The organism is Mulberry dwarf phytoplasma (assembly GCF_056504655.1).
Genome location: NZ_CM151418.1, coordinates 758,353 through 782,702, shown reverse-complemented (window position 1 = coordinate 782,702; position 24,350 = coordinate 758,353). Strand labels below are relative to the sequence as shown.

Below are 24,350 nucleotides of genomic sequence, written 5' to 3'. Positions count from 1 at the left end.
TTTAAATTACCTTTAATATTACTTTTAATATTTTATTTTAATTATTGTTTTTTATTTTTTATATTATTTTTTTATTAAATTATTATTATTATGAAGCACATTTTTTTGTTCCTAATTCTAAAAAAAATAGCTTTTAACTTTATTTTTTCCTCAAATTAAGGAAAAATTTATTAACATTTTAGGAACTATTTTTAACAGTTTGGAAACAATTTATTTTTAACAACTATTTTTAAAACTTTTTTGCTTTCACGTTTTTTCTAGAAAAAATAAAATTATTCAATAAAATAATAACATAAAAAGCCACAGTTTTTAGGAACAAAAAAAATAACTTTTTCCTAACTTTGAAAAACCTTTCTTTTTAAAAAAGAAGGAACAATTTTAGGAAAAATTAACTTTTATTTTAATCTTTTTCTAAGTTAGTTTTTTACAACTAAAAATTAATTTTTTTTAAAACTTAGGAATATTTTTTAAAACTTAGGAACATTTAAACCTATTTTTTCCTAACTTTTATTTTTATTTTATTTTTACTTTGTTATTGTTTTTTTATTCTAATTTATTGCGTTTTTTTCAAAAAAATATCAAAATATAACTTAAAAATGATAAAATAAATTTGTAATTGTTTTTAATTCTTTCAATTCTTTTTGGGTTATTTTTATTTTGAGTGTCTTTTTTAAAACATTTTTATTATTTTTTGGACAATTTTTATAATCTTTTTTTACTTTTTTAATTAAGATCTATTAATTTCCTAAAACTTTTAAAATTTTCAAGTTTTTATTATATATCGCTATTTTAATTAAAAAAATAAACAAAAAAATTATTTTTCATATTACTAATTCTAATACTTTTTGCCTCTCTTTTTTTCTTTTTTGCTTCGCTATTATTTTTTCCTCCGATTCTTTTTCTTTAAATTTCTTTTTCTTCTTATTTTAATCCCCCCTTTTTTTCTATTTCCATTTACATTTTTTTAATTCATATTCGTTTCATTTCACTTTTTTATTTACAACAAAATATTACAACATTACATAAAAACAAAGGATTAGTAAATTACAATGAAAATTTCTATCAAAGATATTTTCCAAAAACCAGAGCTATTTTATCAAAAAAAAATAGTATTAAATGGTTGGGTTAGAAATTGTCGTTATCAAAAAAAATTAATTTTTATCGATTTAAATGATGGTACTTTTCTGGAAAATTTACAAATTATTTGTAAAGAAACCAAAACCAAAAACATCGAAATCGCCGCCGAAATTACCGAATTTCATGAAAACCAAAAAGTCAACACCAACAACGAATCTCCAAATAACATTAATTTAGAAAAATTAAAAGAAATGTTACAAATTGGGGCTTCTTTGCAAGTGGAAGGTATTCTAAAAGCAACCAACAATCCCCAAACGCCTTTTGAAATTAGTGCCCAAAATGTTTCTCTTTTAGGCGCAAGTGATTTTTCTTATCCGCTTCAACCCAAAAAACATTCTAAGGCTTTTTTGAGACAAATATCTCATCTAAGAGTGCGCACCAAACTTTTTGGAGCAGTTTTTCGCATTAGAAATACCGCTTTTTTTGCCCTGCACAGTTTTTTTCAAAAAAAAGGTTTTTTTCACATCAACACCCCCATTATCACTGCTAATGATGGCGAAGGCGCGGGTGAATTATTTCAACTTACAACCCTTAATTTAGAAGCTTTGCCACAAACAAAAAACATTCCAAACGCTTTCAAACTTGCCGATGAGACTACCAGCAAAAATGAAATTGATTATCAAAAAGATTTTTTTGGCAAAAAAGTTTTTTTAACAGTAACAGGTCAACTAGAAGCAGAAGCGATGGCTTTGGGTTTGAATAAAGTCTATACTTTTGGTCCTACTTTTAGAGCTGAAAAATCAAATACTCCAAGACATGCTGCTGAATTTTGGATGTTAGAACCTGAAATGGCTTTTTGCAATTTATCTCAAAATTTAAAAGTCGCCCAAGAAATGTTACAATTTGTTATTGCTAAATGTTTAGAACAAAATTATCAAGATATAGAATTTTTGGATAAGACAGAAAAAAACGGTTTAATTGAAGAATTAAAAAACATCGCTGAGGAAAAAGAATTTTTGACAGTAAAATACGAACAAGCTTTAGAAATTTTGCAAAAAAGCAACACCAAATTTGAAAAACCCCTTTTTTATGGCGCTGATTTGGCAACCGAACACGAAAAATATTTAACCGAAACACATTTTAAAAAACCAGTTTTTATTGTTGATTGGCCCAAAGAAATTAAAGCTTTTTATATGAAAAATAATCCCGATCAAAAAACAGTAGCTGCGATGGATCTTTTAGTTCCTCGTGTCGGAGAATTAATTGGCGGATCGCAAAGAGAAGAAAACTTATCAGTTTTAATTGAAAAAATGAACCAAATGAAAATTCCTCAAAAAGATTTGGAATGGTATTTAGATTTACGCCGTTTTGGGGGATGCATTCATTCAGGTTTTGGCTTAGGATTTGAAAGACTACTAATTTTTTTAACAGGATTAGATAATATTCGTGATGTAATTGCTTTTCCAAGAGCTTATCATAATTTAGTTTTTTAAGTTTAATTAATAGTATCGTTTTTTATTTATCAATTTACAAGAACTTTAAAACTTTTTAACCTTTTCTTAAATATTTTTTAACTCTAAAATGTTTTTCTAAAACATTTTTTTATTTTTTGTTGGGAATTTCGCTTTTACTTATTTTTAAAAAACAAAAAAATTGCAAAATCATATTTAATATTTTTTAACTATTAATTGTCAATATTTTTTAAACATTTATAAAATTTTATAAAATTCAAAAAAGCAACCAAAAGTCCAAAAATAAAAAAATCACCAATAATTAAAAAATGATTAAATTCATCTAAAAGATAAAAACCAAAAACAATAAAAAAAGTTAAAAATAATAAAATCAAAATAATAAAACCAAAACCAAATCAAACCAAACCAAAATCACAAACTCAAAATTAAAAGCCAAAAAGCTAAAAATAAGGAATACAAAAAAATGGGTATAAAATTAGAACAAGTTTCTAAAATTTTCATCGATAAACAAACTAAAAAAGAAACTTATGCTGTAAAAAAAATTGACATCAACATTCCTAAAGGAAAATTGGTAAGTCTTTTAGGTCCTTCGGGTTGTGGCAAATCGACTATTCTTTACATGATTGCAGGGCTTCATCCTATTTCGGCTGGAAAAATATTTTTTGGCGACAAAGATGTCACTAACCTGCCTATTGAAAAAAGAGGTATTGGTTTAGTTTTCCAAAATTACGCTCTATATCCTCATATGACAGTTAGACAAAATATTTCCTTTCCACTGGAAAATCTAAAATTTGCGCGCGACATTATTGTGCAAAAAATAGAAGAAATTGCCAAGTTAGTGGGAATTGCCGATCATTTAGACAAAAAACCTCAGCAACTTTCAGGCGGACAACAACAACGCGTAGCAATTGCAAGAGCCTTAGTAAAAGAACCTCAAGTTTTGCTTTTAGATGAGCCCTTATCCAACTTAGATGCAGGGTTACGCCTCAAAACTAGAGAAGAAATTAGAAGAATCCAACGAAAAACTAGAATCACTGCTATTTTTGTTACACACGACCAAGAAGAAGCAATGTCTATTAGTGATGAAATTTGCTTAATGAATAAAGGACAAATCCAACAAAAAGGCGCTCCTCAAGAAGTTTATGCCAATCCTAACAACTTGTTTGTTGCCAAATTTTTAGGCAATCCGCTTATCTCTATTTTTGAAGGAAAAATTACTTTTGGAAAAGTAACTATTGGAGATTCACTTCTTTTTGATTTTTCTTCTAACAAAAATTTAAAAAACCTAAATCAAGAAATCTATGTAGCCATTCGTCCCGAAGGTTATTGGTTTGACACAAACGGTAATTTTGAAATCGAACCTCTCTTTTTAGAAAATATGGGAAGAAACCTAATGATGTTAGCAAGACATCCGCAAGCTGTTAAAAACACTTTCCACCTTGTCTTTGATGAAAAAAGTAAAGATATTATTTTTCCCCAAGGATTTGTTGCCAAGAAAAAAATTAGATTCCAAATTAAAGAAAATAAGTGTTTTCTTTTTGATAAAAAAACCGAAAATAGGATTTTTTAAATGTCATTGCTAAAAAAACTTTTCCATCACAATTCCACTAAATATTCCAAACATAATCATTGGTATTATTTGGCGCCTGCCTTAATTCTTATGGTTTTATTTAATTTTTATCCTTTGGTAAAAACACTTTTTATTTCTTTGGATAGTAGATATAATAAATTTGCAGACACATTTTCTTATTCGTTTAATTTTTCCAATTACACTACTACTTTTTGTGATCCTGATTTTAGAACTGCTCTTTTTAACACTTTTTTACTGGTGTTTGTTGCTGTTCCTATTTCTATTTTTTTGTCTTTAATGATTGCCTTAGCACTTAACAGTGTTTATAATCGTTTTTTAAAAAATATCTTTCAAACCATTTTTTTCCTCCCTTATTTAACAAATCCTGTTATTATGGGAATGGTTTTTGCAGTCCTTTTTTATCACAATAGTTTTGGCATCCAAACGCGCCCCGAAGGTTTTTTTAATTCTTTTTTTGGGTTCCAACAAGATTGGATTAACATTTCAGCTCCTTATTCGTATAAAATGTTTGTTTTAATTTTTTATGTAGTGTGGAAATCCCTTCCCTTCCAAATTTTAATTTTTAGTGTGGGATTAAAAAACATTAGTAAAGATTATTACGATGCTGCCAGAATTGACGGCGCTTCTAAAATAACTATTTTTAGAAAAATTACTCTTCCTCTACTTGCTCCTACTATTTTTTATCAACTTATTATTGCAATAATTCAAGTTTTTAAAGAATATGAATCTGTTATTGGAGTTTTTGGTAATTCCGATATTACTAAGGTAAATACTGTGGTAGGATATATTTATCAACAATTAGAAGGAACTTTAATGGATTCTTATTCCAGAGGCGCTGCAGCCACTGTTATTTTGCTTTTAATTTCTATTCTTTTTACTGCCATTAATTTTTTCTTTTTTGAAAAGAAATTAAATGAATAAAATAAATAATAAATAAGGATCGAACCTTGATAATTATGTCAAATTCAAATAATAAAACAAAACTCATTTTTGCCAAACTTAAAAAACATTTACCCAAATTTTGTGCCACTTTTACCAAATACTTTTTTTTGTCTGTTTTTGCTCTTTTTTTGGCTATCCCTTTTTATTGGATGCTAAATTTAGCTCTACAAGACAATCCTGCTTGTCCTAGTTTTTTTCCTAAAGATTTGACGTGGAACAACTTCTCTTTTCTATTTACCCGTTATAGCTTGTTTTTGACTTTTTTTAAAACCCTTGCTGTTGTTTTTATCTCTACTGTTTTAGGTATTTTTGTCTCTGTTATAACTGCTTTTGCTCTTAGTGTTTTAGAATTTAGAACTAAAAAAATTATATTAGGAGTCTTTCTAATCACCATTATGATAACTACTGAAAGTATGTTTTTAACTAACTATCAAACAGTTGCACGCCTAGGTTTTGTTGATTCTGGTCAAGGTACGCGTGTTTTTAGTGGCATTTATTTAGCAATGATTCTTCCCTTTCTAATCAATGTATTTCATATTTTTTTATTAATACAAAATATCAAAAAAATTCCCAAAGAACTCTATTTATCTGCCAAAGTTGATGGTAGTAGTGATTGGAAGTTTTTATACAAAATTTTAACTCCGCTTTTAAGAGATAACATCATTAATATCATTATTTTTAGAGCAGTTGCTGCTTGGAATGCTTATTTGTGGCCTGAACTTGTAGGCGGAAAATTGCTTACTAATGTGATTAGAAATATTTTTGACTCTGAAAAAAACCAACATTTAGTCAATCAACAAATGGCAGCTACTGTTTTGATGACATTACCTTTAGTTTTGTTGTTCATTTTTTGTAAAAGATATGTTTTAGAAGGAAAATTAAACAGTGGTATCAAAGGATAAATTAAAAATCATTCATTTTTTTACTTGCTTATTTGTTATTTTAGCATTTATTGTATTATTTCCTAAAATTGATTCTAATGCTTTAAGAAATAACCATGAACAAGAATTAAATGAAACGCTTACCAAATATAAAGATAGCGAAGCATGGGAAAAATTTCTAGAAAAACCCATCGAAATTGTTTTTTGGCATCGTTTAGATCCTGAAAAAGAAAAAGGAAAACCAAAAACTGCTTTAGAAGAAATTATTGAAGAATTTAGAGAAAAATATCCCAAAATCAAAGTAAAAACAGAATATAAACCTAGTTGGAGTGGGATTGTAAAAAACATTAATGTAGCTCTTCCAGCCAACAACGAACCTCATTTAATTGTTTCTTATGCTGATCATTTAGTAAATTATTATGAATCAGGTAAATTAGTTCCCCTTGATGGATTTAAAGATCACACCAATGAAAAAATCAAATTAGACCCTTGTACAACAGATCCCCAAACAAAAAAAACATATTTTTATTCTAGTTTTGAAAATGAGGCTCAATTGCCTTTGGGTGATGAAGAAGAACCAGGGAAATGGTATTCCTTGCCATTTTCTAAATCTATTGAATTGATGTATTATAATCAAGATTATTTTAAACAATTAAAAGGCAAAATTCAAAAACAAAAAATCGAAATCGATCTCGATTTTCAATCTTGTTTTGACAATTATGATAACCCTAATTTTGAAGGCAAACTTAAAGATGGTATTACATGGGAACAAATGGAAAAGTTATGCGAAGTAATTAAACAAGTTGACTCTGAAAAAATCCCTATTTCTTACGATTCTGAATCTAATTTATTTATTATATCTTCCGAACAAAGAGGAATTGAATATACAACTTCACCAACTAAAAAAGATCCATCAAGTCGTGAAGTAGGAGTACGTTTTAATAATCCAGATGCTAAAAAAATGATTAAAGATTTTAAAAAATTTTATGATAAAAAATATTTAATTACTCGTAAATTATCTGGTGAAAGTTATACTACTCATTTATTTATGGATCAAAAAATTTTAATGGATATTTCTTCTTCTAATGGATTTGAATATGTTTCCAAAGCTCCATTTAAAGTAGGGATAACTTCGGTTCCTTATTGGAAAAAAGGAAAACAAGGTCCTGAGTCAGGCAAAAGAAAAGTTTTACAACAAGGTTCTAATATTAATTTATTTTATAAAAAAGATAAAGATGAAGTGCTTGCTTCTTGGTTGTTTTTAAAACATTTAACTTCTAAAGAAACAAACGAAAAATTAATCCAAAAACTTAGTCAATTTCCTACTCGTCCTTGTTATGGTGATAAAAGCGCCCAACCAGAACAAACAAATTCTGAAAATCCTTCTAAAAATTCTAAAAATCCAAAAATAAATAAAGATATTTTTGACTTTATGAAACATGAAAGAAAAGAAGATAAAGAATCATCTCAAACAGGTAACCCCATTTATTTCTTTTCTCCCACTTTTAGAAAATCCCAGATGTCGCGTATAGTTGTAGAAAAATTAGTAATAGATTGTTTTTTAGATAAAGACTTAGACAAAAACATCGATACATTATTTAATGAAGCCCAACAAAAAGCAAACTCCTAAAAACTTATTAAAATTAACAAATTAAAGGAACATTATGAAAATTATTTACAATAAAATTAAAGCTTTTGAAACAATTATTATTCATGGACACATAAATCCAGATGGTGATTGTTATGGCGCTCAACTAGGTTTAAAAGATGCAATTACAGCAACTTTTCCCCAAAAAAAAGTCTATGCAGTAGGACAACAAAATCATTCTTTATCTTTTGTAGGTGTGATGGATGAAGTTTGTGATTCTTTGTACCAAAGTGCTCTTGCTATTGTTGTTGATTGCGGTCAAGAAAACAAAATTAGTGACCAAAGATTTAAATTAGCTAAAGATACAATTAGAATTGATCATCATTTATTAATGGATAATTACTGCAATTATCAATGGGTAGATGCTAATTATTCTTCTTGTTCTCAAATGATTTTTGAATTTAAAGAAAAATGCAATATGAAATTAACTCATAAAGGTGCTTTGGCTATGTATGTAGGTATGGTAACTGATACTGGTAATTTTTGTTTTGATAGAGTTGACCAAAACACTCTTAAAGCTGCTGCTTCCTTACTTGTTTTTGACCTTGATGTATCACAAATTTTTTTTCATCTTAACAAAGAAACTCTTACCTTGTTTCAATATAAAGCCTATATTTATCAAAATGTAGTTACTTCCCAAGGATTTGCTTACGTTTTTATTTCTCAAGAAACATTGAAAAAATTTAACTTACATATTGACGTTGCTGCAAGTTTGGTTAATATTTTGGGTCATTTAGAAAATCATCCAGTTTGGGCTTTTTTCTTAGAACAACCAGATTTAACAATTAGAGCTCGTATTCGTTCTCGTGGTCCTGAAATTAACTCCATTGCTAGACAATTTAAAGGCGGAGGTCACCTTAGAGCTTGTGGTGCTACTTTAAATAACAATCAAGAAATGACTTTTTTCATAGCTCAAATAAAAGACTCAATTAAAGCTTTTGAAACCAAATCCCAAGACAAAAATCCAAAACTAATTAAAAATTAATTAACAATAAAATTAATAAATTCAATAAATACACATATAAAAAAATCTCCAATAACAAATAATAAAATTAACCAAATAAAACTTTTATTTTGATAATTCTTTTTCCCTTTCCTTTCGGTTGTAAATTATTTTCATATTATAAATGATAAATATCAATTTAAAACAACATTCAATAAATGAAAAGATTAAAAAAATCATAAAGAAAGGATCCCCCAATAAATGTTTTTTGATACTATTGCTGCTATTTCAACTCCTTTAGGAACAGGAGGAGTTAGTGTAATTAGGGTTTCTGGCAACAATTCTATTGCAGAAATAAATAAAATTTTTAAAGGCAAAGACCTTACCAAAACCAAAACACACACCATTACTCACGGTTTTATCCTCAACAAAAACCAAACTATTTTGGATGAAGTTTTGATTTCTGTTTTTAAAACTCCTAATTCTTTTACTGGCGAAAATGTTGTAGAAATTAATGCTCATGGCGGTATTTTAATTACGCAAATGGTTTTAGAAAGAGTTTTGTCATTAGATATTAGATTGGCTTTTCCAGGCGAATTTAGCCAAAGAGCCTATCTTAATGGAAAAATGGACCTCATTCAAGCTGAATCCATTATGGACCTAATTCATGCCACTAATGAAAATGCCATTAAAATTGCTCATTCTGGTTTACAAAAATACACTTCTCAATTAGTGACTTCTTTGCGCGACCAAATCCTTAATTTAATTGCTCAAATTGAAGTTAATATTGATTATCCTGAATATGATGACATTCCTCAAATCACCCAACAAAAAATTGCTTTGGAAGTTAAAAGTTTAATCAAGCAATTAGAAAATATTTTGAACCACTCCCATAAAAATAGATATCTTAAAGAAGGAATAAAAACTTTAATTGTTGGACGTCCCAATGTTGGTAAATCAAGCCTTCTTAATGCTTTTTTAAACGAAACCAAAGCTATTGTTTCTGATATTTCAGGCACTACTAGAGATTTTGTTGAAGCTTATTTTAATTGTCAAGGTATCACCCTTCATTTAATTGATACTGCAGGCATTCGTAAAACTGATGATCCCATTGAAAAAATAGGAATTTTAAGAACAGAAAAAATGCTTTTACAAGCAGAATTAATTTTATTAGTTTTAGATCAAAGCAATCATTTGCAAGAAGAAGATATCCAACTTTTGCAATTAACCAAAAACCATCCGCGCATTATTATAGGAAACAAAGCGGATTTGAAAAGTGATAAATTAATTTCTTTTCTTTCCAACAACTCTTCCCAATTAGCCCCACAAGAAATTATTTCAGTTTCGAGTTTGGATAAAACAGGGTTTTTAGAGTTACAACAAACAATTTTAAAAAAATTCCAATTAAATGATATCCAACCCAAAGATTTTAATTATTTTTCTAATGCAAGACACATTAATCAAATCCAAATTGCTCTTCGATCTTTCCAAGATTTGCAACAAGCCCTTTTGCAATCAATGCCAATCGATATTTATTCTATTGATCTTACTAAAGCTTATCAAGCGTTAGGACAAATTATAGGTGATAATCAAGAAAATAGTTTAATTAAAGAATTGTTTTCTAAATTTTGTTTAGGAAAATAAAAAAAACCCAAAAAATAAGAAAATATCAAGAAAACAACCCCCAACCAACATCATTTTAACTAAACTAATATTTTAACAAATACAAAGAAAGGAACAAATATGAAATTTATTGAAACCCAAATTAAAACCTTTGACACTATCATTATTCACGGACATAAAAATCCTGATGGTGATTGTTATGGTTCTCAACTAGGTTTAAAAAATATGATTCAAAATACCTTTCCTCATAAAAATGTTTATGTGGTGGGGCAAACCAAAAACCATTTAACTTTTTTGGGTCAAATGGATGAAATACCAGATGAAACTTACCAAAATGCTTTAGTAATTGTAGTTGACTGCGGTACTACTCAAGCCATCAGTGACCAAAGATTTAAATTGGGAAAAGTCGTTATTCGAATTGATCATCATATTTTAATCGAAAATTATGGTAATTATCAATGGGTTGATGATTCTTTTGGTTCGTGCTCTGAGATGATTTACTTGTTAAAAGAAAAACTCAATTTAAACCTAACTTTTAAAGGTGCTTTGGCTATTTATGTTGGTTTAATTACAGATACTGGTAATTTTAGGTATCATAGAGTAAGTGCCCAAACTTTAAGAATTGCCTCAGAATTACTTAATTATGGTATTGATGTTGCTTTGGTGGAACAAAATATCAATAAAGTAACACTTAATTTTTTAAAATATCAAGGATATATATGTCAAAATATTATTGCTTGTGACGGATTTGCCTATGTTTATGTGAATCAACAAATCATTGAACAATTCAACATTACTTTAGAAGAGGTTTTTTTGTCGATTAATATTTTATCTAATATTAAAAATTTTCCCTTTTATGCTCTTTTTTTTGAATGTCCTGATTCTAAAATTCAAGTGCGTATTTGTTCTAACGGACCGCAAATATATCATATTGTTCAAAAATATGGTTGTAAAGGTCACCTAAGAGCTTGCAGTATGTTTTTGCCATCCGAAAAAGAAATTTTGCCTTTTGTTGCTACAATAAAAAAAGAAATTGCACCCTTTTTCAAAACCACTTAAAAATTTAGATTCCAAATAATAAACACCAATCAACTAATTACTAAAAAAAGACTCCTTTTTTCTTGTGATTTATGTTATAGTTATGATATATGTTATTTAATTTTTTAGTATAAAACACACATTATATCACACATTATTATTTAGATAAAATTTTTTGCCCTTTATTATTTTTTCTCCTCCATTATCTTTGTTTTTCCCCAATTTTTTAAAAGATCAAAAAACTAAAAACTACAAAAGAAAGGGTTTTTATGATTAAAATCAGCTTTTTTGACAACCAAATACAAGAATTTATTTCAGGTATAACTCCTTTGGCAATTTGGAAAAAACACTTATCTACACATTTCAAAAAACCAGTTGCAGCCCTTTTCAACGACCAACCAATCGAACTTGATTTTCCTTTGAAAGAAAACGGCAATTTAGAAATTTTAACCGAATCTGATCCTAAATCTTTGGAAGTTCTTAATCACAGCACCGCTCACCTTATGGCGCAAGCCGTTGCAAGACTTTATCCAGGTGCCCTTTTTACAGTAGGACCTGCCATTAAAGAAGGATTTTATTATGATATTGATTTTCAAAATCACACCATTTCGGAAAAAGGTTTTCTTGCCATTGAAAAAGTAATGCATCAAATTTCTTTGGAAAACCACCCCATTACAAGAGAAGAAGTTTCTTTCGAACAAGTGCAAAAATTATTTGCTTGCAACCCTTATAAACAAGTTTTGCTGGAAAAATTTCGCGACCAGACTATCAGTATTTATCGTCAAGGAGAATTTTTTGATCTTTGCCGCGGCGGTCATGTAACCAAAACAAGCCTTATTAAACATTTTAAACTTTTAAAAATATCAGGAGCTTATTTTCAAGGAGATACCAAAAACAAAACTTTGACTCGCATCTATGGTACTTCTTTTTTCAAAAAACAAGCGCTTGCGGACCACTTGCAACTTTTGGAAGAAAGAAAAGAGCGCGACCACAAAAAACTTAACAAAGAACTAGATTTATTCATGTTTAATAAAGAAGTTGGTTTGGGGCTTCCCTTTTGGCTTCCTAAAGGAGCTACTGTAAGGCGCATCGTTGAAAGATATATTGTTGACAAAGAATTAAGTTATGATTATCATCATGTCTATACGCCCATTATGGCAAATACTGAACTTTACCGTATTTCTGGACATTTGGACCATTATGCTTCTAATATGTTTCCCATCATGACTTTGGAAAATGGTGAAAAACTAGTTTTAAGACCAATGAATTGCCCCCATCACATGATGATTTATAAAAAAACTCCTCATAGTTATAAGGAATTGCCTTTGCGTATTGCTGAATTAGGAATGATGCATCGGTTTGAAAAATCAGGAGCTGTTTCTGGTTTACAAAGAGTAAGAGAAATGACTCTTAATGACGCTCATATTTTTGCCTGTCCTGACCAAATCAAAGAAGAAATGAAAAAAATTATTAATTTAATTTTAGAAGTTTATCGTGATTTTAATATTAAAAATTATGGGTTGCGCCTAAGTTATCGTGACCCTAATGACACAGAAAAATATTTTAATGACGATCAAATGTGGCATCACGCTGAAAAAATCCTCAAAGAAACTATTCAAGAATTGAGCCTACCCTTTAAAGAAGCCATCGGAGAAGCTGCCTTTTATGGTCCTAAATTAGATGTGCAAGTGTTTACTGCCCTAGGCAACGAAGAAACATTATCAACAGTACAACTTGATTTTTTGCTCCCTCAAAAATTTGATCTTACTTTTATTGGAGAAGACAACAAACACCATCGTCCTGTTGTCATTCACCGCGCAGTTGTTTCTACTATGGAAAGATTTTTAGCGCATTTAGTAGAAGAAACAAAGGGTGTTTTTCCTTTATGGTTTGCTCCTGTACAAGTGCTTTTAATTCCTGTGTCTGCTCCTCTACATTTGGAATTTAGCCAAAAAATTAAAGAAATGTTACAATTACAAAATTTCAGAGTAGAAATTAATTCCAAAGATACTACTTTGGGTTATAAAATTAGAGAAGCACAAAAATTAAAAATTCCTTATCAAGTTGTAATTGGCGACAACGAAATGACTAACAATTTAATTACTTTTAGAAAATATGGCTCTCACCAACAAACCACAATTAAAGTTGATGAGTTTGTTTCTTTATTAAAAGACCAAGTTTTGCAAAAAAAATAACCTCTTAATTGCCAAATTCCCCCAAAAACTATTGACAAACCGCACTTTTTATTATATAATTAGGACGGTATTGTTATTGTTTTATTTTATAATATTCAAAATACAATTATAAAAATTATCAAAGATTTTGTAATAATCTTATGATATTAACGTGAAAAGAAGAGTTTTCTCTCGCCTGATTAACAATTAGTTTTTAGGCAAATGGCACATAAACATTTAATTTTTTTGTAAAAAAAATGCAAAAAACATTTAGTGTTAGTTATTTTAGAGAAGAGAAATGTTCATTGGGCGTTTCTCTTTTTTTATTTTATTTTCTCTTTTTGCCTTGTTTCATTTTCATGTTATGTCATTTCATTTCATTTTTACAAAATAACCCCAAACCTAAAGGAGGTTTTAAATATTAAAATCAACAAATTTAAAAAAAGTTCCAATTCCGATTTATATAATGAAAATATCCCACAAGGAAAATACCTCATTATTGATGAAAAAGGCGAACAATTAGGTGTTTTTGACCAAAAAGAAGCTTTAAAATTATCAGAACAAAAAGAAATTGATATTGTAGTGGTAAACGCAGATGCCTCACCGATGGTAGCGCGACTAATGAATTATCAAAAACATCGTTATAACCAACAAAAAAAACTTCGTGAAGCCAAAAAGAAAACCCAAATTATTGTTTTAAAAGAAATTCGCCTCAATCCTACCATTGATAAAAATGATCTAAATACTAAAATTAAACAAGCTCAAAAATTTTTAAAACAAGGCGATAAAGTAAAAGTTAGTATGCGTTTTCGTGGTCGTATGATTAATAATTTTCAATTAGGAGAAACAGTTTTTAAACAAGTTATGCAAGATTTGAAAAACCTATCTCAAATTGAGACTCCTTTAAAATTACAAGGCAATCAACTAACAGCAGTTCTGTCCCCTTTAAAATAACCCTTAAAGGTTATGAATGGTATTTGAATGGCTGAAAAATTACCCAAAGCAAAACGCGACTCAACCAATTTGCAAGCCAAAAATATTTTTTTGCACCCAATTAAAAATTAAAAATAAATAAAATAAGAAAGGATGATTAAAGTGATTAAGAAAAAATCCCACAGCGGGTTTAAAAAACGAATTAAAATTACTAAAAAGAAAAAATTATTAAGAGGCCACGCCTACAAAAATCACCTTGCAGCTTCCAAAACTACTAAACAAAACCGCCAACTAAGAGGAGTTACTTGTGTTAAACTTTGTGATTACAACAGAATCAAAACTCTTATTAGAGGATTATAGAAAGGAAAAAGAATATGGCAAAAATTAGTTTTACTCCTGCAAGACACCGTCGTCGCAAAAAAGTTTTAAAAATGGCAAAAGGATATTTTGGTTCCAAAAGCACTCTTTACAAAACAGCTCACGAGCAAGTAATGCGCTCTTTGCAATACGCTTATAGAGACCGCAAACAAAGAAAAAGAGATTTTCGTAAATTATGGATCTCCCGTATTAACGCTGGTGCTATGTTATGCGGCATGCAGTATTCTCGTTTAATGCACGGACTTGCTTTGTCAAAAGTAGATGTTAATCGTAAAGTATTAGCAGATTTAGCACACTTACAACCAGAAACTTTCGCACAATATGTTCAATTAGCAAAAGAAGCCTTAGTGCAATTTCAACAAACATTAAAACAAAAAGAAGCGCAAGTAACTAAATTACAAGAAGAACAATTAAACCAACTTGCACAAAAAGAAGAAAAACCATCTCAACTTGAAAAAACCCCAAAAACACAAACCACTCAAGAAAAATTAGAAGAAGCAAATTCGCCAAAATTAGAAAAAAAAGAATTAAAAGAAAATACTCCTAAATTAGAACAAAAAGAACCCACTCAAACAAAAGAGCAAGAACAAACACAAGAATTAAAACAAGAAAAAACAGTTGAACCTGTAAAAGCTGTTGAAGTTTTGCAACAAGAAACACAACCACAACCCGAAGAAAAAACTTCTCTACAACCTGAAAAAGTTTTATCTACTGAACTTTCTGAGGAAAAATCCGATGATGCTTTGGAAACAAAACCACAAACTACCCAAGTTAAAGCAAAAAAACCTTTTTTAGATTTATCTAAAATGTTGCTTCCTGAGTTAAAAAAATTAGCTAAAGAACACAAAGTTCCTAATTTTCATAAACTTAAAAAAGCCGAAATTGTTACAGCTTTAAAAAAAGCTCTTGCTAAAAAAATAATTTAAAAATTTCAAAATACGTATTTTCATGATTTTTCATTTTTTAATTTTAAACTTGATTTGTATGTTTTTTCATGAATAATTATTTTTTAATTTTTCATTTTACAATAATTAGAAAAAATAAAATAGGAGTTATATAATATAATGAATCAAATGAAACAAAAACGTTTACAAGGATTTTACTCTTTATTATTGGCAACTTTTTTCCTTTTGGTAGCTGGATGTTGTTTTTTTGACCAAACTTTCCAACTTGGAAGTCTGAAATTCCAACTAGGATTATTTTTCTTAGGTGTCCTTTTATCGCTATTTACTTATTTAGTAGTTTTTAAAAAATACAAAAAAACTTTATCCAAGCTTCGTTTTTTCTTTGCCCTAGAAGCTTTTGTCTTTGTTTTTTTCATTGTTACTGTTTTTTTGTTACCAGGATTAGGCTTTTTAAATATTGATGATTTCAAAACCAAAAACCCTTTAGTTGGCAAACTTTTAACTTTTAACTATTGTTTATCATTGATGTTTGTTCTTCACAGCTTCATCAATTTAAATATTAATTATTTCAAGAAACAAAACTTTTCATTTTTCATTTTATATCTTTTAATGTTTGGATTTGGTTGTTTCGGATTAAGTAGCAATTTATTTGAAAACTTAAAAGATATCATTTTAAAATCATTTGCTGTTTTATCTTTAATGCACAGTATTTATCTTACATTTACAGGAATTAAACAATTCCAAACCGCTAGTTTACACGCACCCAAAAAGGAGAATGAAAATGAGTGATTTAGTTTCTTTATTAAAAGATTTAACAATGTTAAATGGTATTCCAGGTCAAGAAAAAGCAGTTGCTAATTATGTAGTTGACAAAATCAAAAACCAAGTAGACTCCATCGAATATGATAATTTAGGCTCTGTGATTGCTTGTAAAGGAAAAACAGGACCTCGCATTATGTTTGCAGGACATTTGGATGAAATAGGCTTAATAGTTAAGCAAATTACTCCAGAAGGTTTTATCAAATTCCAAACTCTTGGTGGTTGGTTTTCTCAAGTGATGCTTGCTCAAGTTTGGCAAATTCACACCGATAAAGGCGTTCTTAAAGCAGTTACTGGTTGCAAACCTCCGCATGTAATGTCTTTTCAAGAGCGCAATCAAGTTATCAACACTTCTTCTATGTATTTAGATATTGGAGTTGCCAACAAAGAAGAAGCCTTAAAATTAGGCGTTCGCGTTGGTGATATGGTAACTCCTTATATAGAATTCAGCACGCTTGGTAATTCTGATTATTTCCTTGCAAAAGCCTTAGATAATCGCGTGGGAGTTGCAATTGTGATGCAAGTTTTACAAAATGTCAATCCTACTACCAATCAATTTTTTGGTGTTTTTACTACCCAAGAAGAAGTAGGACTACGCGGAGCTCAAACCAGTGCTCACAAAGTACACCCTCAAATTGCTATTGCTGTTGATACTGGTATTGGAAATGATGTTCCAGGGGGCGAAAAAGAAGGGCACACTCTAGGAAAAGGTCCTCAAATTTTAGTTTATGATGGGGGCTTAGTCGCTCACAAAGGATTGCGTAATTTTGTCCTTAAAATCGCTGCCCAAAACAATATCCCTGTGCAAGAAATAAGTGGCAGTGGTGGTAGAACTGATGCTGCAACTATGCATTTAGTGCGCGAAGGAGCCGCTTCCTTATCTTTTGGCGTTCCTGTACGCTACATTCATTCCCACACTTCTGTAGTTCACAAACAAGACATTATAAACACTGTTAAACTTTTAACTTTGTTAGTAAATCAATTAGACGAAAAAAAAGTTAACGAAATTTTATTTCAATAAAAACACTTCCAAAATTAAATAATTTCTCATTGGCAAACTAAATTATTTGAATAAAATATTTTAGTTTGTTTCTTGTAAATAGGCACCTTTTTATAACTTACAATCAAAATAAATTCATTTCAGACCACCTTATTTTGCAAACTTACACACCAAACCACAAGCAAATAATTTACTTTTGTTTTTATTTTGGCAAATGCAACAATTAAAAAAAGATTTTTTTAGTATAATATTATTAAGCAATTATTGCTTTTTTGAAGGAGAAATAAAAAAATGGTTTTTGAAAAAATTAAAGCTTTAATTGCCACCCAATTATCTTTAGACGCTTCTACAATTACTTTAGACACTAGTTTTAAAGAAGATTTAGGACTTGATTCGCTAGACGCTTTAGAACTAGTTATGGAAGTAGAAAAAACATTTCAAATCAACATTAGTGATGCAACTTTACAAAATTTTAAAACCGTTCAAGATATCGTTTTTTACATCACCAAAAACACCCCTTAAACTAACTAATTTTCTTTTTTAATCATTTTCACAATTAATTTAAATTTATTCCCACATTATAACACATTATAAAAGTTAAAACAAATATAGAAGGTTTTCGAGTATGACAAAATTAATTTATGATTTTAAACAAATAGAACATAAATGGCAACTTTATTGGCAACAAAATAAGGTGTTCAAAACTCAAGATAACTTTTCACAAAAGAAATTTTATTGTCTTGATATGTTTCCTTATCCTTCTTCTGAAGGGCTTCATGTAGGCCATATTGAAGGTTATACTGCAAGCGATATTATGAGTAGGTTCAAACGCATGCAAGGTTTTAATGTTTTGCATCCTTTTGGTTGGGATTCATTTGGGCTGCCTGCCGAACAATATGCTTTGCAAACAGGCAAACCCCCCCGAACTTTTACTTATGAAAACATCAATAATTTTAAAAAACAAATTCAAAGTATTGGTAAAAGTGTTGATTGGGATAGAGAACTTGCCACCTCAGATCCTTATTTTTATGCCTGGACTCAATGGATTTTTAAAAAACTTTACGAAAAAGGACTAGCAGTTCTCAAAAATACAGAAGTAAATTTTTGCCCTAATTTAGGAACAGTGCTTGCTAATGAAGAAGTAATTTCTAATGAAAAAGGGATGTTTTCTGAAAGAGGCAATCATCCAGTTGTTAAAAAAAAGATGAAACAATGGGTTTTAAAAATAACTCAATATGCAGACAGACTTTTAGACGACCTTAATTTAGTTAATTGGCCTTTAAATGTGAAAGAAATGCAAGCTAATTGGATTGGCAAAAATCAAGGTGCCATCGTCTCTTTTCCAGTTTCTGACCAAAAAATAACTTTAAAAACTTTCACCACTCGCCCTGATACTCTTTTTGGTGTAACTTTTTTAGTAATAGCGCCCGAACATGAATTAGCCTTACAACTCACCAAACCCGAATACCAACAAGCAGTTAACAATTATTTGGAATTAACCAAACAAAAAAAAGACTTAGAAAGAGACATCAATAAAGACAAAACAGGTGTTTTTACGGGTAGTTTTGCAATTAATCCTTGCAATAACACCAAAATTCCTATCTGGATTGCTGATTATGTCCTTCCTCATTATGGCACAGGTGCTTTAATGTCTGTTCCTTGTCATGATCAAAGAGATTTTGAGTTTGCTCAAAAACATGGTCTAAAAATGATTCAAGTTATAACTCCCCCGTCTTCTGATTTGGAAAATCCTACCGCCAACCAAACCAACCCTCCCTTAACTGAAGCTTATACGGGAGAAGGCATCCAAATCAATAGTGATTTTTTAAATGGTCTTAATAACGAACAAGCCAAAACTAAAATGTTGCAATTTTTAGAAAAAAATAATCACGGGCACTCTCATTATACTTATAAATTGCGTGATTGGGTCTTTTCGCGCCAACGATATTGGGCAGAACCCTTCCCCATTTATTATGATGACACCAACAATAAAATTTATACTGATAGCGACGCAAACTTGCCCATAGAACTTCCTTTTTTGGAACAAATCAAACCATCAGGCACAGGCGAATCGCCTCTCTCCAAAGCCCATTTTTGGTTATATTTTGAAAAAGATGGCAAAAAATATCGCAGAGATTCTAACACTATGCCACAACTTGCAGGTAGTTCTTGGTACTATATTGGCTATATTTTGAAAAATTATTTGGGTCTAATCCCATTAAATACCACCAAAGCAAAAGAACTACTTGACTATTATTTGCCAGTAGACTTATACATTGGAGGAACAGAACACGCTGTTGGTCATTTACTTTATGCACGTTTTTGGCATAAGTTTTTATACGATCTGGGTTTAGTTTCTACCAAAGAACCTTTTCAAAAATTAGTTAATCAAGGTATTATTTTGGGAAATGATCACACTAAAATGTCTAAATCCAAAGGCAACGGCGTAAGTTCTTCTTTAATGCTTGCACGCTACGGCGCTGATGTACTGCGAATTTATATCATGTTTATGGGTCCGTTAGAAGATATTAAAAGTTGGTGTGAAAAAGGTTTCAAAGGAATACAACGTTTTTTAAATAGAGTTTATCAAATGTTTTCTTTTGCAATGCCAAATGATTTTGAAACTTCTCTAAACGCTATTTATCATCAAACCATTTTTCAAACAACCCAAGATTATGAAAAATTGAAATTCAATAAAGTTATTAGTCAATTAATGATTTTTGTCAATCAAGTTTATAAACATCAAAAAATAGGCAAAAAACAAGCACAGACTTTTTTGCAACTATTAAATCCGATTGCTCCTCACTTGACAGAAGAAATTAATCAAACTATTTTGAAAAATAACAACCAACTAGTTGCTTTCACTTGGCCTTTGCATGATAAAACTCATTTAGAACAACTGCAAGTAAAAATTATTGTGCAAGTAAATAGTAAATTAAGAGCTGTTTTGGAACTTCCTTGTGATTTGTCTTCAGAACAAATTAAAACTCTAGCTTTGCAAGATGCAAAAGTTAATAAGTTTGTATGCCATAAAAACATTCAAAATATGATTTATATTCCCAATAAATTATTAAATATTATTGTTAATTAATTAATATTAACATCAATATTAATTTTTGGTGGCAATTGTGTATTTTAATCAAAACCACTTTTAATTTTAATCTTCAATTTTTAAAATTATTTAAGCACAACTAATATTATTAAGCACTTTCACAAAATTTAATAAAAAAGGTAAGTTAACATGAAATTAAATAAAAAAGGACTTTTAATAGTTCTTTCAGGACCTTCAGGAGTTGGCAAAGCCACTGTGAGAAAAGCTTTGTTTGAAATGACTAATCATAATTTTGTGTATTCTGTTTCTGCTACTACCAGAAAACCGCGACCAGGTGAACAAGACGGTAAAGATTACCATTTTCTAACTAAAGAAGAATTTGAAAAAGGGATTGAAAATAATTGTTTTTTAGAATGGGCTAAATTTATTGATCATTATTATGGAACTCCTAAAAAGCAAATTCAAGATTTTTTAAAACAAGGAAAAGAAGTGTTTTTAGAAATTGAAGTTGAAGGAGCCACTCATTTAAGAAAAAAGCGTATGCCAAACACAGTTTTTATTTTTTTGGTTCCGCCTGAAAAAAAAGCTCTCTACGATCGTTTAAAAAAACGCGGCACTGAACAAGAAGCAAATATTGCAAAACGAATTGCCAAAGCCAATAACGAGTTTCACTTAGCTCACAAATACGATTATATTGTAGTAAATGATGAAGTGGCTAATGCTGCTGACCGTATTATTGCAATTATTAGAGCAGAACATGCCAAAACGAAACGCAGTATTCGTAATTATTTAAAAATATTGGAGGATAATGGTTATGCAGAACAATAGTAAACCAAATAAAAAAAAATACAATAAGGAAGGTTTGATCTATCCTTCGATTGATAAATTGTTGGATCAAATTAATTCCAAATACAAATTAGTTCATATTGCAAGCAAAACTGCTCATGTGATAGAAGCTCAAAAAAAAGAATTGCCTGAACTTGTGTGTAATAAAGTAGTTGGTAAAGCTTTGGAAGAAATTATTAATGATAAAGTTAAATTTGTCTTTAAGTAATTAATATTTAGGTACCATTTCACAATTGATAAAATAAGTTAAATTACAAATAATATTGTGTAATTTAACTATTTTTTTTATAATTGCAATTCATCTCACCTTCCTTTTATTTTTCCACCATTTATTATTTTTAATCACATTTTTTAACTTTGCGAGCGAGGTAAAATCCATGAATAAAACACATTTTAACCACATTTCAGTTCTCAAACAAGAAGCCATAGATTTTTTAAAGATAAAGCCCGAAGGCATTTATGTAGATGCCACTTTAGGACAATGTGGGCATACTATAGAAATTGCAAATCTTTTGCAACAAGGGTTTTTATATTCTTTTGACCAAGATGTAGAAGCTTGCACAAACGCTAAAAAAATCTTGCCCCCACATTTGCCAATTGAAATAATTCATAGCAACTTTTCGCATTTAAAAACCCAATTAGCACAAAAAAATGTTTTTCAATTAGATGGTATTTTATTTGATTTAGGGCTATCTTCTTGTCAAATTGACAATCCCCAAAGAGGATTTAGTTATTTGCACAACACTCCTTTAGATATGAGAATGAATGTTGATCAAACAATTACTGCACAATATATTTTAAATAATTACTCCTTTGCACAATTAAAAAATATTTTTAAGGTTTATGGTGAAGTTAAAAATGCTGCTTTGGTTGCCTCAGAAATTATTAAACAAAGACCTTTGTGCACATCTTATGATTTGGTTGCCATCACTGATCGATTTTGCAATCGCCAAAAAGGACATAGTGCTAAAAAAATATTTCAAGCATTGCGTATCGAAGTTAACCAAGAATTAGAATCTTTAAAACAAGCCTTGGAACAAAGTCTTGATTTGTTAAAACTCAATGCCAGGATAGTAGTTATTAGTTTTCATTCGTTAGAAGACCGCATTGTTAAACATTTTTTTAAAAAACATAGTACTTTTGTTTTGCCTAAAAAATTGCCTATTACAATTATGCCCCAAACTCCTTTAAGTATTATTACTAAAAAAGCTTTTTTGCCAAGTGAGGAAGAAATGCAAAATAATTCGCGTAGTATTTCTGCTAAACTGAGGGTAGCTGTCAAAAATGGTTAGTTATCTAAATAAATGAAATAGTTAGCGCGCCTCCTCTAAATATCACCTTTTGCCTCCCAAAACCCCTCTAATTTTGATAAAATATAATATGTGTTATAGCTTTTATTTACACATATTTTCAAGTTGTTTGACCCAACCAAAACATTAGATGGAGGTTTTTTGTGGTTAAAACAAAAGCAACAACACAAATTTTAATTAATGAAAAAAGAAATAGAAAATTTTTATTAGAAGGAAACTTATGGAAAGTAATTTTTTATTTTACCTTTCCTATCATTATTTATTGGATTTTTCAAAATGCATCAGATGCTATTGATCTTTTTATTTTAAAAAGAAATCAAATTTCAGATAATCAACTTACCTTTGTAAGTCGCGTACATATATTTAAAGGTATTCTTGTTTCTTTTGGTATTTCTATTGCCACAGGAGGAGTTATTTTAGTAGGGCGTGCTTATGGACAAAATAATATTAATAAAATGCACCTTTATTTGGCAAAAACGTTTGTTCTTTCCATTTTAACTGGCTTTATTTTGGTCTTTTTATGCATTTTTGTTTTTAAAAGTTTCATTGCAACTAATATTTTAAAAATTAGTCAAAATGCAATTGAAAACAATGAAGGTATTAAATATTATAATCTTATTATATTTTCGCTTGTTTGTATCATTATAAATACAGTTTTTTTAAGTTTGGAGCGTGCCAAAGGTAATAACAAAATTGCTCTTTTTTTAAATATTTTAAACGTTTCTGCTAAAATTATTTTTTCTTTTGTTCTTTTTCATTATTGGAATTCTTCCATGGTTTCTTTGGCTTTGGCTACTTTGATTTCTAACGGAATTGTTACTTTATTTGCTTTGTGGTTTTTATTTTTTGACAGCAAAAATCCCTTCCGTATTATTTTATCCAAAATCAGTTTTGATAAAGAATTTTTGAAAAAACTTTCTAAATTAGCTATTCCTGTTTGTGCTAGTATTAGTATTTATAGTGTTGGCAAATTAATTGTAAGTATCATTGTTAAAGAATGGTACGGCGATCCTCAAGGAATTAGTAGTTCCCAAATTGGAGCTAATTTAGCCTTAGCAGTAACTATTAATAATGTCTTTTATAATGCACTTAACTCTTTTTCTGATTCCCAAAATGCTATTATATCTCAAAATTTAGGTCATAACAATCTTAATAGAGTCTTTGAAGCATTCAAAAAAATTATTTTTTGTATGTGTGTTTTGGCTTTAATAGGTTCTTTGATTAATATTTTTGGTTATAAGTTAATTTTGCCATTATTTCATGATAGTCCTTGGGAAAAGATTCCTAGTTTGGAACAAGATGCTTTCCGTACGTTATTATTTTTTGAAACTACTAGCTTATGGTTATCGTGTGGTTCTATTATTATGTTTAATTTTTTATTAGCTTTTAAACGCGTAGGACCTTCGGTTTATCTGAATTTTTTAAGAACTTTAATTCGTATCTTTTTTATTGTTCTTTTTTCCAAACACTTTTTAAATCAAGGTGTAATGGGAGTAGGTTTGAGTATTTTTCTTAGTAATTTTATTTGTTTTATCATTACATTATTAATTTTTGCAACTTTTTATCTTAAATTAAAACGTGATAAAACATTTGAACAAGATTAAATATTTTATATATTGTAATAACTTTTATATTGATAATTATTTAATAATAAGAGATTTTATTATACTCAAATAAAATACTTCCAAATTTAACATTCTTTTAAATTATGTTTTGAA

General features: G+C 29.2%; 20 protein-coding genes. All 20 read left to right on the top strand.

What is annotated here, in order from left to right:
• The first annotated feature begins 1,049 nt into the window (after positions 1–1,049).
• The 20 genes from asnS to JAHGCCOI_RS03845 all read left to right on the top strand — a co-directional run bounded on the left by asnS (position 1,050) and on the right by JAHGCCOI_RS03845 (position 24,236).
• The gene (asnS, locus tag JAHGCCOI_RS03940; RefSeq protein WP_479492058.1) at positions 1,050–2,570 is read left to right on the top strand and encodes an asparagine--tRNA ligase; all 1,521 of its coding nucleotides are present in this window, start codon (positions 1,050–1,052) and stop codon (positions 2,568–2,570) included.
• Positions 2,571–3,012: 442 nt separating this feature from the next.
• A complete protein-coding gene (locus JAHGCCOI_RS03935) occupies positions 3,013–4,119 on the top strand; it encodes an ABC transporter ATP-binding protein (protein ID WP_227807144.1) in 1,107 nt (368 codons plus the stop codon).
• Positions 4,120–5,061: a carbohydrate ABC transporter permease gene (locus JAHGCCOI_RS03930; protein ID WP_479492057.1), complete on the top strand. Its 942-nt coding sequence runs from the start codon at positions 4,120–4,122 to the stop codon at positions 5,059–5,061. It abuts the gene before it with no gap.
• 35 nt (positions 5,062–5,096) lie between these two features.
• A complete protein-coding gene (locus JAHGCCOI_RS03925) occupies positions 5,097–5,984 on the top strand; it encodes a carbohydrate ABC transporter permease (protein ID WP_479492056.1) in 888 nt (295 codons plus the stop codon).
• On the top strand, positions 5,968–7,593 hold the full coding sequence (locus JAHGCCOI_RS03920; protein ID WP_479492055.1) for an extracellular solute-binding protein: 1,626 nt from the start codon (positions 5,968–5,970) through the stop codon (positions 7,591–7,593). The genes JAHGCCOI_RS03925 and JAHGCCOI_RS03920 overlap by 17 nt, the downstream gene beginning before the upstream one ends.
• Positions 7,594–7,627: 34 nt before the next feature.
• The gene (locus JAHGCCOI_RS03915) at positions 7,628–8,596 is read left to right on the top strand and encodes a DHH family phosphoesterase (RefSeq protein ID WP_227807140.1); all 969 of its coding nucleotides are present in this window, start codon (positions 7,628–7,630) and stop codon (positions 8,594–8,596) included.
• 219 nt (positions 8,597–8,815) lie between these two features.
• A complete protein-coding gene (gene mnmE / locus JAHGCCOI_RS03910; RefSeq protein WP_479492054.1) occupies positions 8,816–10,198 on the top strand; it encodes a tRNA uridine-5-carboxymethylaminomethyl(34) synthesis GTPase MnmE in 1,383 nt (460 codons plus the stop codon).
• A gap of 99 nt (positions 10,199–10,297) precedes the next feature.
• On the top strand, positions 10,298–11,236 hold the full coding sequence (locus JAHGCCOI_RS03905) for a DHH family phosphoesterase (RefSeq protein ID WP_212508986.1): 939 nt from the start codon (positions 10,298–10,300) through the stop codon (positions 11,234–11,236).
• A gap of 248 nt (positions 11,237–11,484) precedes the next feature.
• Positions 11,485–13,410 (top strand): threonine--tRNA ligase, encoded by a 1,926-nt coding sequence (gene thrS / locus JAHGCCOI_RS03900; RefSeq protein WP_479492053.1) that lies wholly within the window; start codon positions 11,485–11,487, stop codon positions 13,408–13,410.
• A 252-nt stretch (positions 13,411–13,662) separates the two neighbouring features.
• Positions 13,663–14,343, top strand: a complete 681-nt coding sequence (gene infC, locus JAHGCCOI_RS03895) for a translation initiation factor IF-3 (RefSeq protein WP_240682805.1) — start codon at positions 13,663–13,665, stop codon at positions 14,341–14,343.
• A 132-nt stretch (positions 14,344–14,475) separates the two neighbouring features.
• Positions 14,476–14,682, top strand: a complete 207-nt coding sequence (gene rpmI, locus JAHGCCOI_RS03890; RefSeq protein ID WP_479492052.1) for a 50S ribosomal protein L35 — start codon at positions 14,476–14,478, stop codon at positions 14,680–14,682.
• Between the two features lie 14 nt (positions 14,683–14,696).
• Positions 14,697–15,626: a 50S ribosomal protein L20 gene (rplT, locus tag JAHGCCOI_RS03885; RefSeq protein ID WP_479492051.1), complete on the top strand. Its 930-nt coding sequence runs from the start codon at positions 14,697–14,699 to the stop codon at positions 15,624–15,626.
• Positions 15,627–15,764: 138 nt separating this feature from the next.
• Complete coding sequence (locus JAHGCCOI_RS03880; protein WP_227807137.1) at positions 15,765–16,394, top strand: hypothetical protein; 630 nt, start codon at positions 15,765–15,767, stop codon at positions 16,392–16,394.
• Positions 16,387–17,445 carry a M42 family metallopeptidase gene (locus JAHGCCOI_RS03875; protein WP_249291068.1) on the top strand — a complete coding sequence of 353 codons (1,059 nt, stop codon included), beginning with the start codon at positions 16,387–16,389 and terminating at the stop codon, positions 17,443–17,445. Before JAHGCCOI_RS03880 ends, JAHGCCOI_RS03875 begins: the two co-directional genes overlap by 8 nt.
• Positions 17,446–17,715: 270 nt before the next feature.
• A complete protein-coding gene (acpP, locus tag JAHGCCOI_RS03870; RefSeq protein WP_227807135.1) occupies positions 17,716–17,946 on the top strand; it encodes an acyl carrier protein in 231 nt (76 codons plus the stop codon).
• Positions 17,947–18,049: 103 nt separating this feature from the next.
• Positions 18,050–20,515 (top strand): leucine--tRNA ligase, encoded by a 2,466-nt coding sequence (gene leuS / locus JAHGCCOI_RS03865; RefSeq protein ID WP_479492050.1) that lies wholly within the window; start codon positions 18,050–18,052, stop codon positions 20,513–20,515.
• A gap of 150 nt (positions 20,516–20,665) precedes the next feature.
• Positions 20,666–21,304, top strand: coding sequence for a guanylate kinase (gene gmk / locus JAHGCCOI_RS03860; protein ID WP_227807133.1), 639 nt, complete (start codon positions 20,666–20,668; stop codon positions 21,302–21,304).
• Positions 21,285–21,530 (top strand): DNA-directed RNA polymerase subunit omega, encoded by a 246-nt coding sequence (locus JAHGCCOI_RS03855; RefSeq protein ID WP_042067559.1) that lies wholly within the window; start codon positions 21,285–21,287, stop codon positions 21,528–21,530. Before gmk ends, JAHGCCOI_RS03855 begins: the two co-directional genes overlap by 20 nt.
• A gap of 169 nt (positions 21,531–21,699) precedes the next feature.
• Complete coding sequence (gene rsmH, locus JAHGCCOI_RS03850; protein ID WP_227807132.1) at positions 21,700–22,614, top strand: 16S rRNA (cytosine(1402)-N(4))-methyltransferase RsmH; 915 nt, start codon at positions 21,700–21,702, stop codon at positions 22,612–22,614.
• Between the two features lie 161 nt (positions 22,615–22,775).
• Positions 22,776–24,236, top strand: coding sequence for an MATE family efflux transporter (locus JAHGCCOI_RS03845; RefSeq protein ID WP_479492049.1), 1,461 nt, complete (start codon positions 22,776–22,778; stop codon positions 24,234–24,236).
• Positions 24,237–24,350 lie beyond the last annotated feature (114 nt).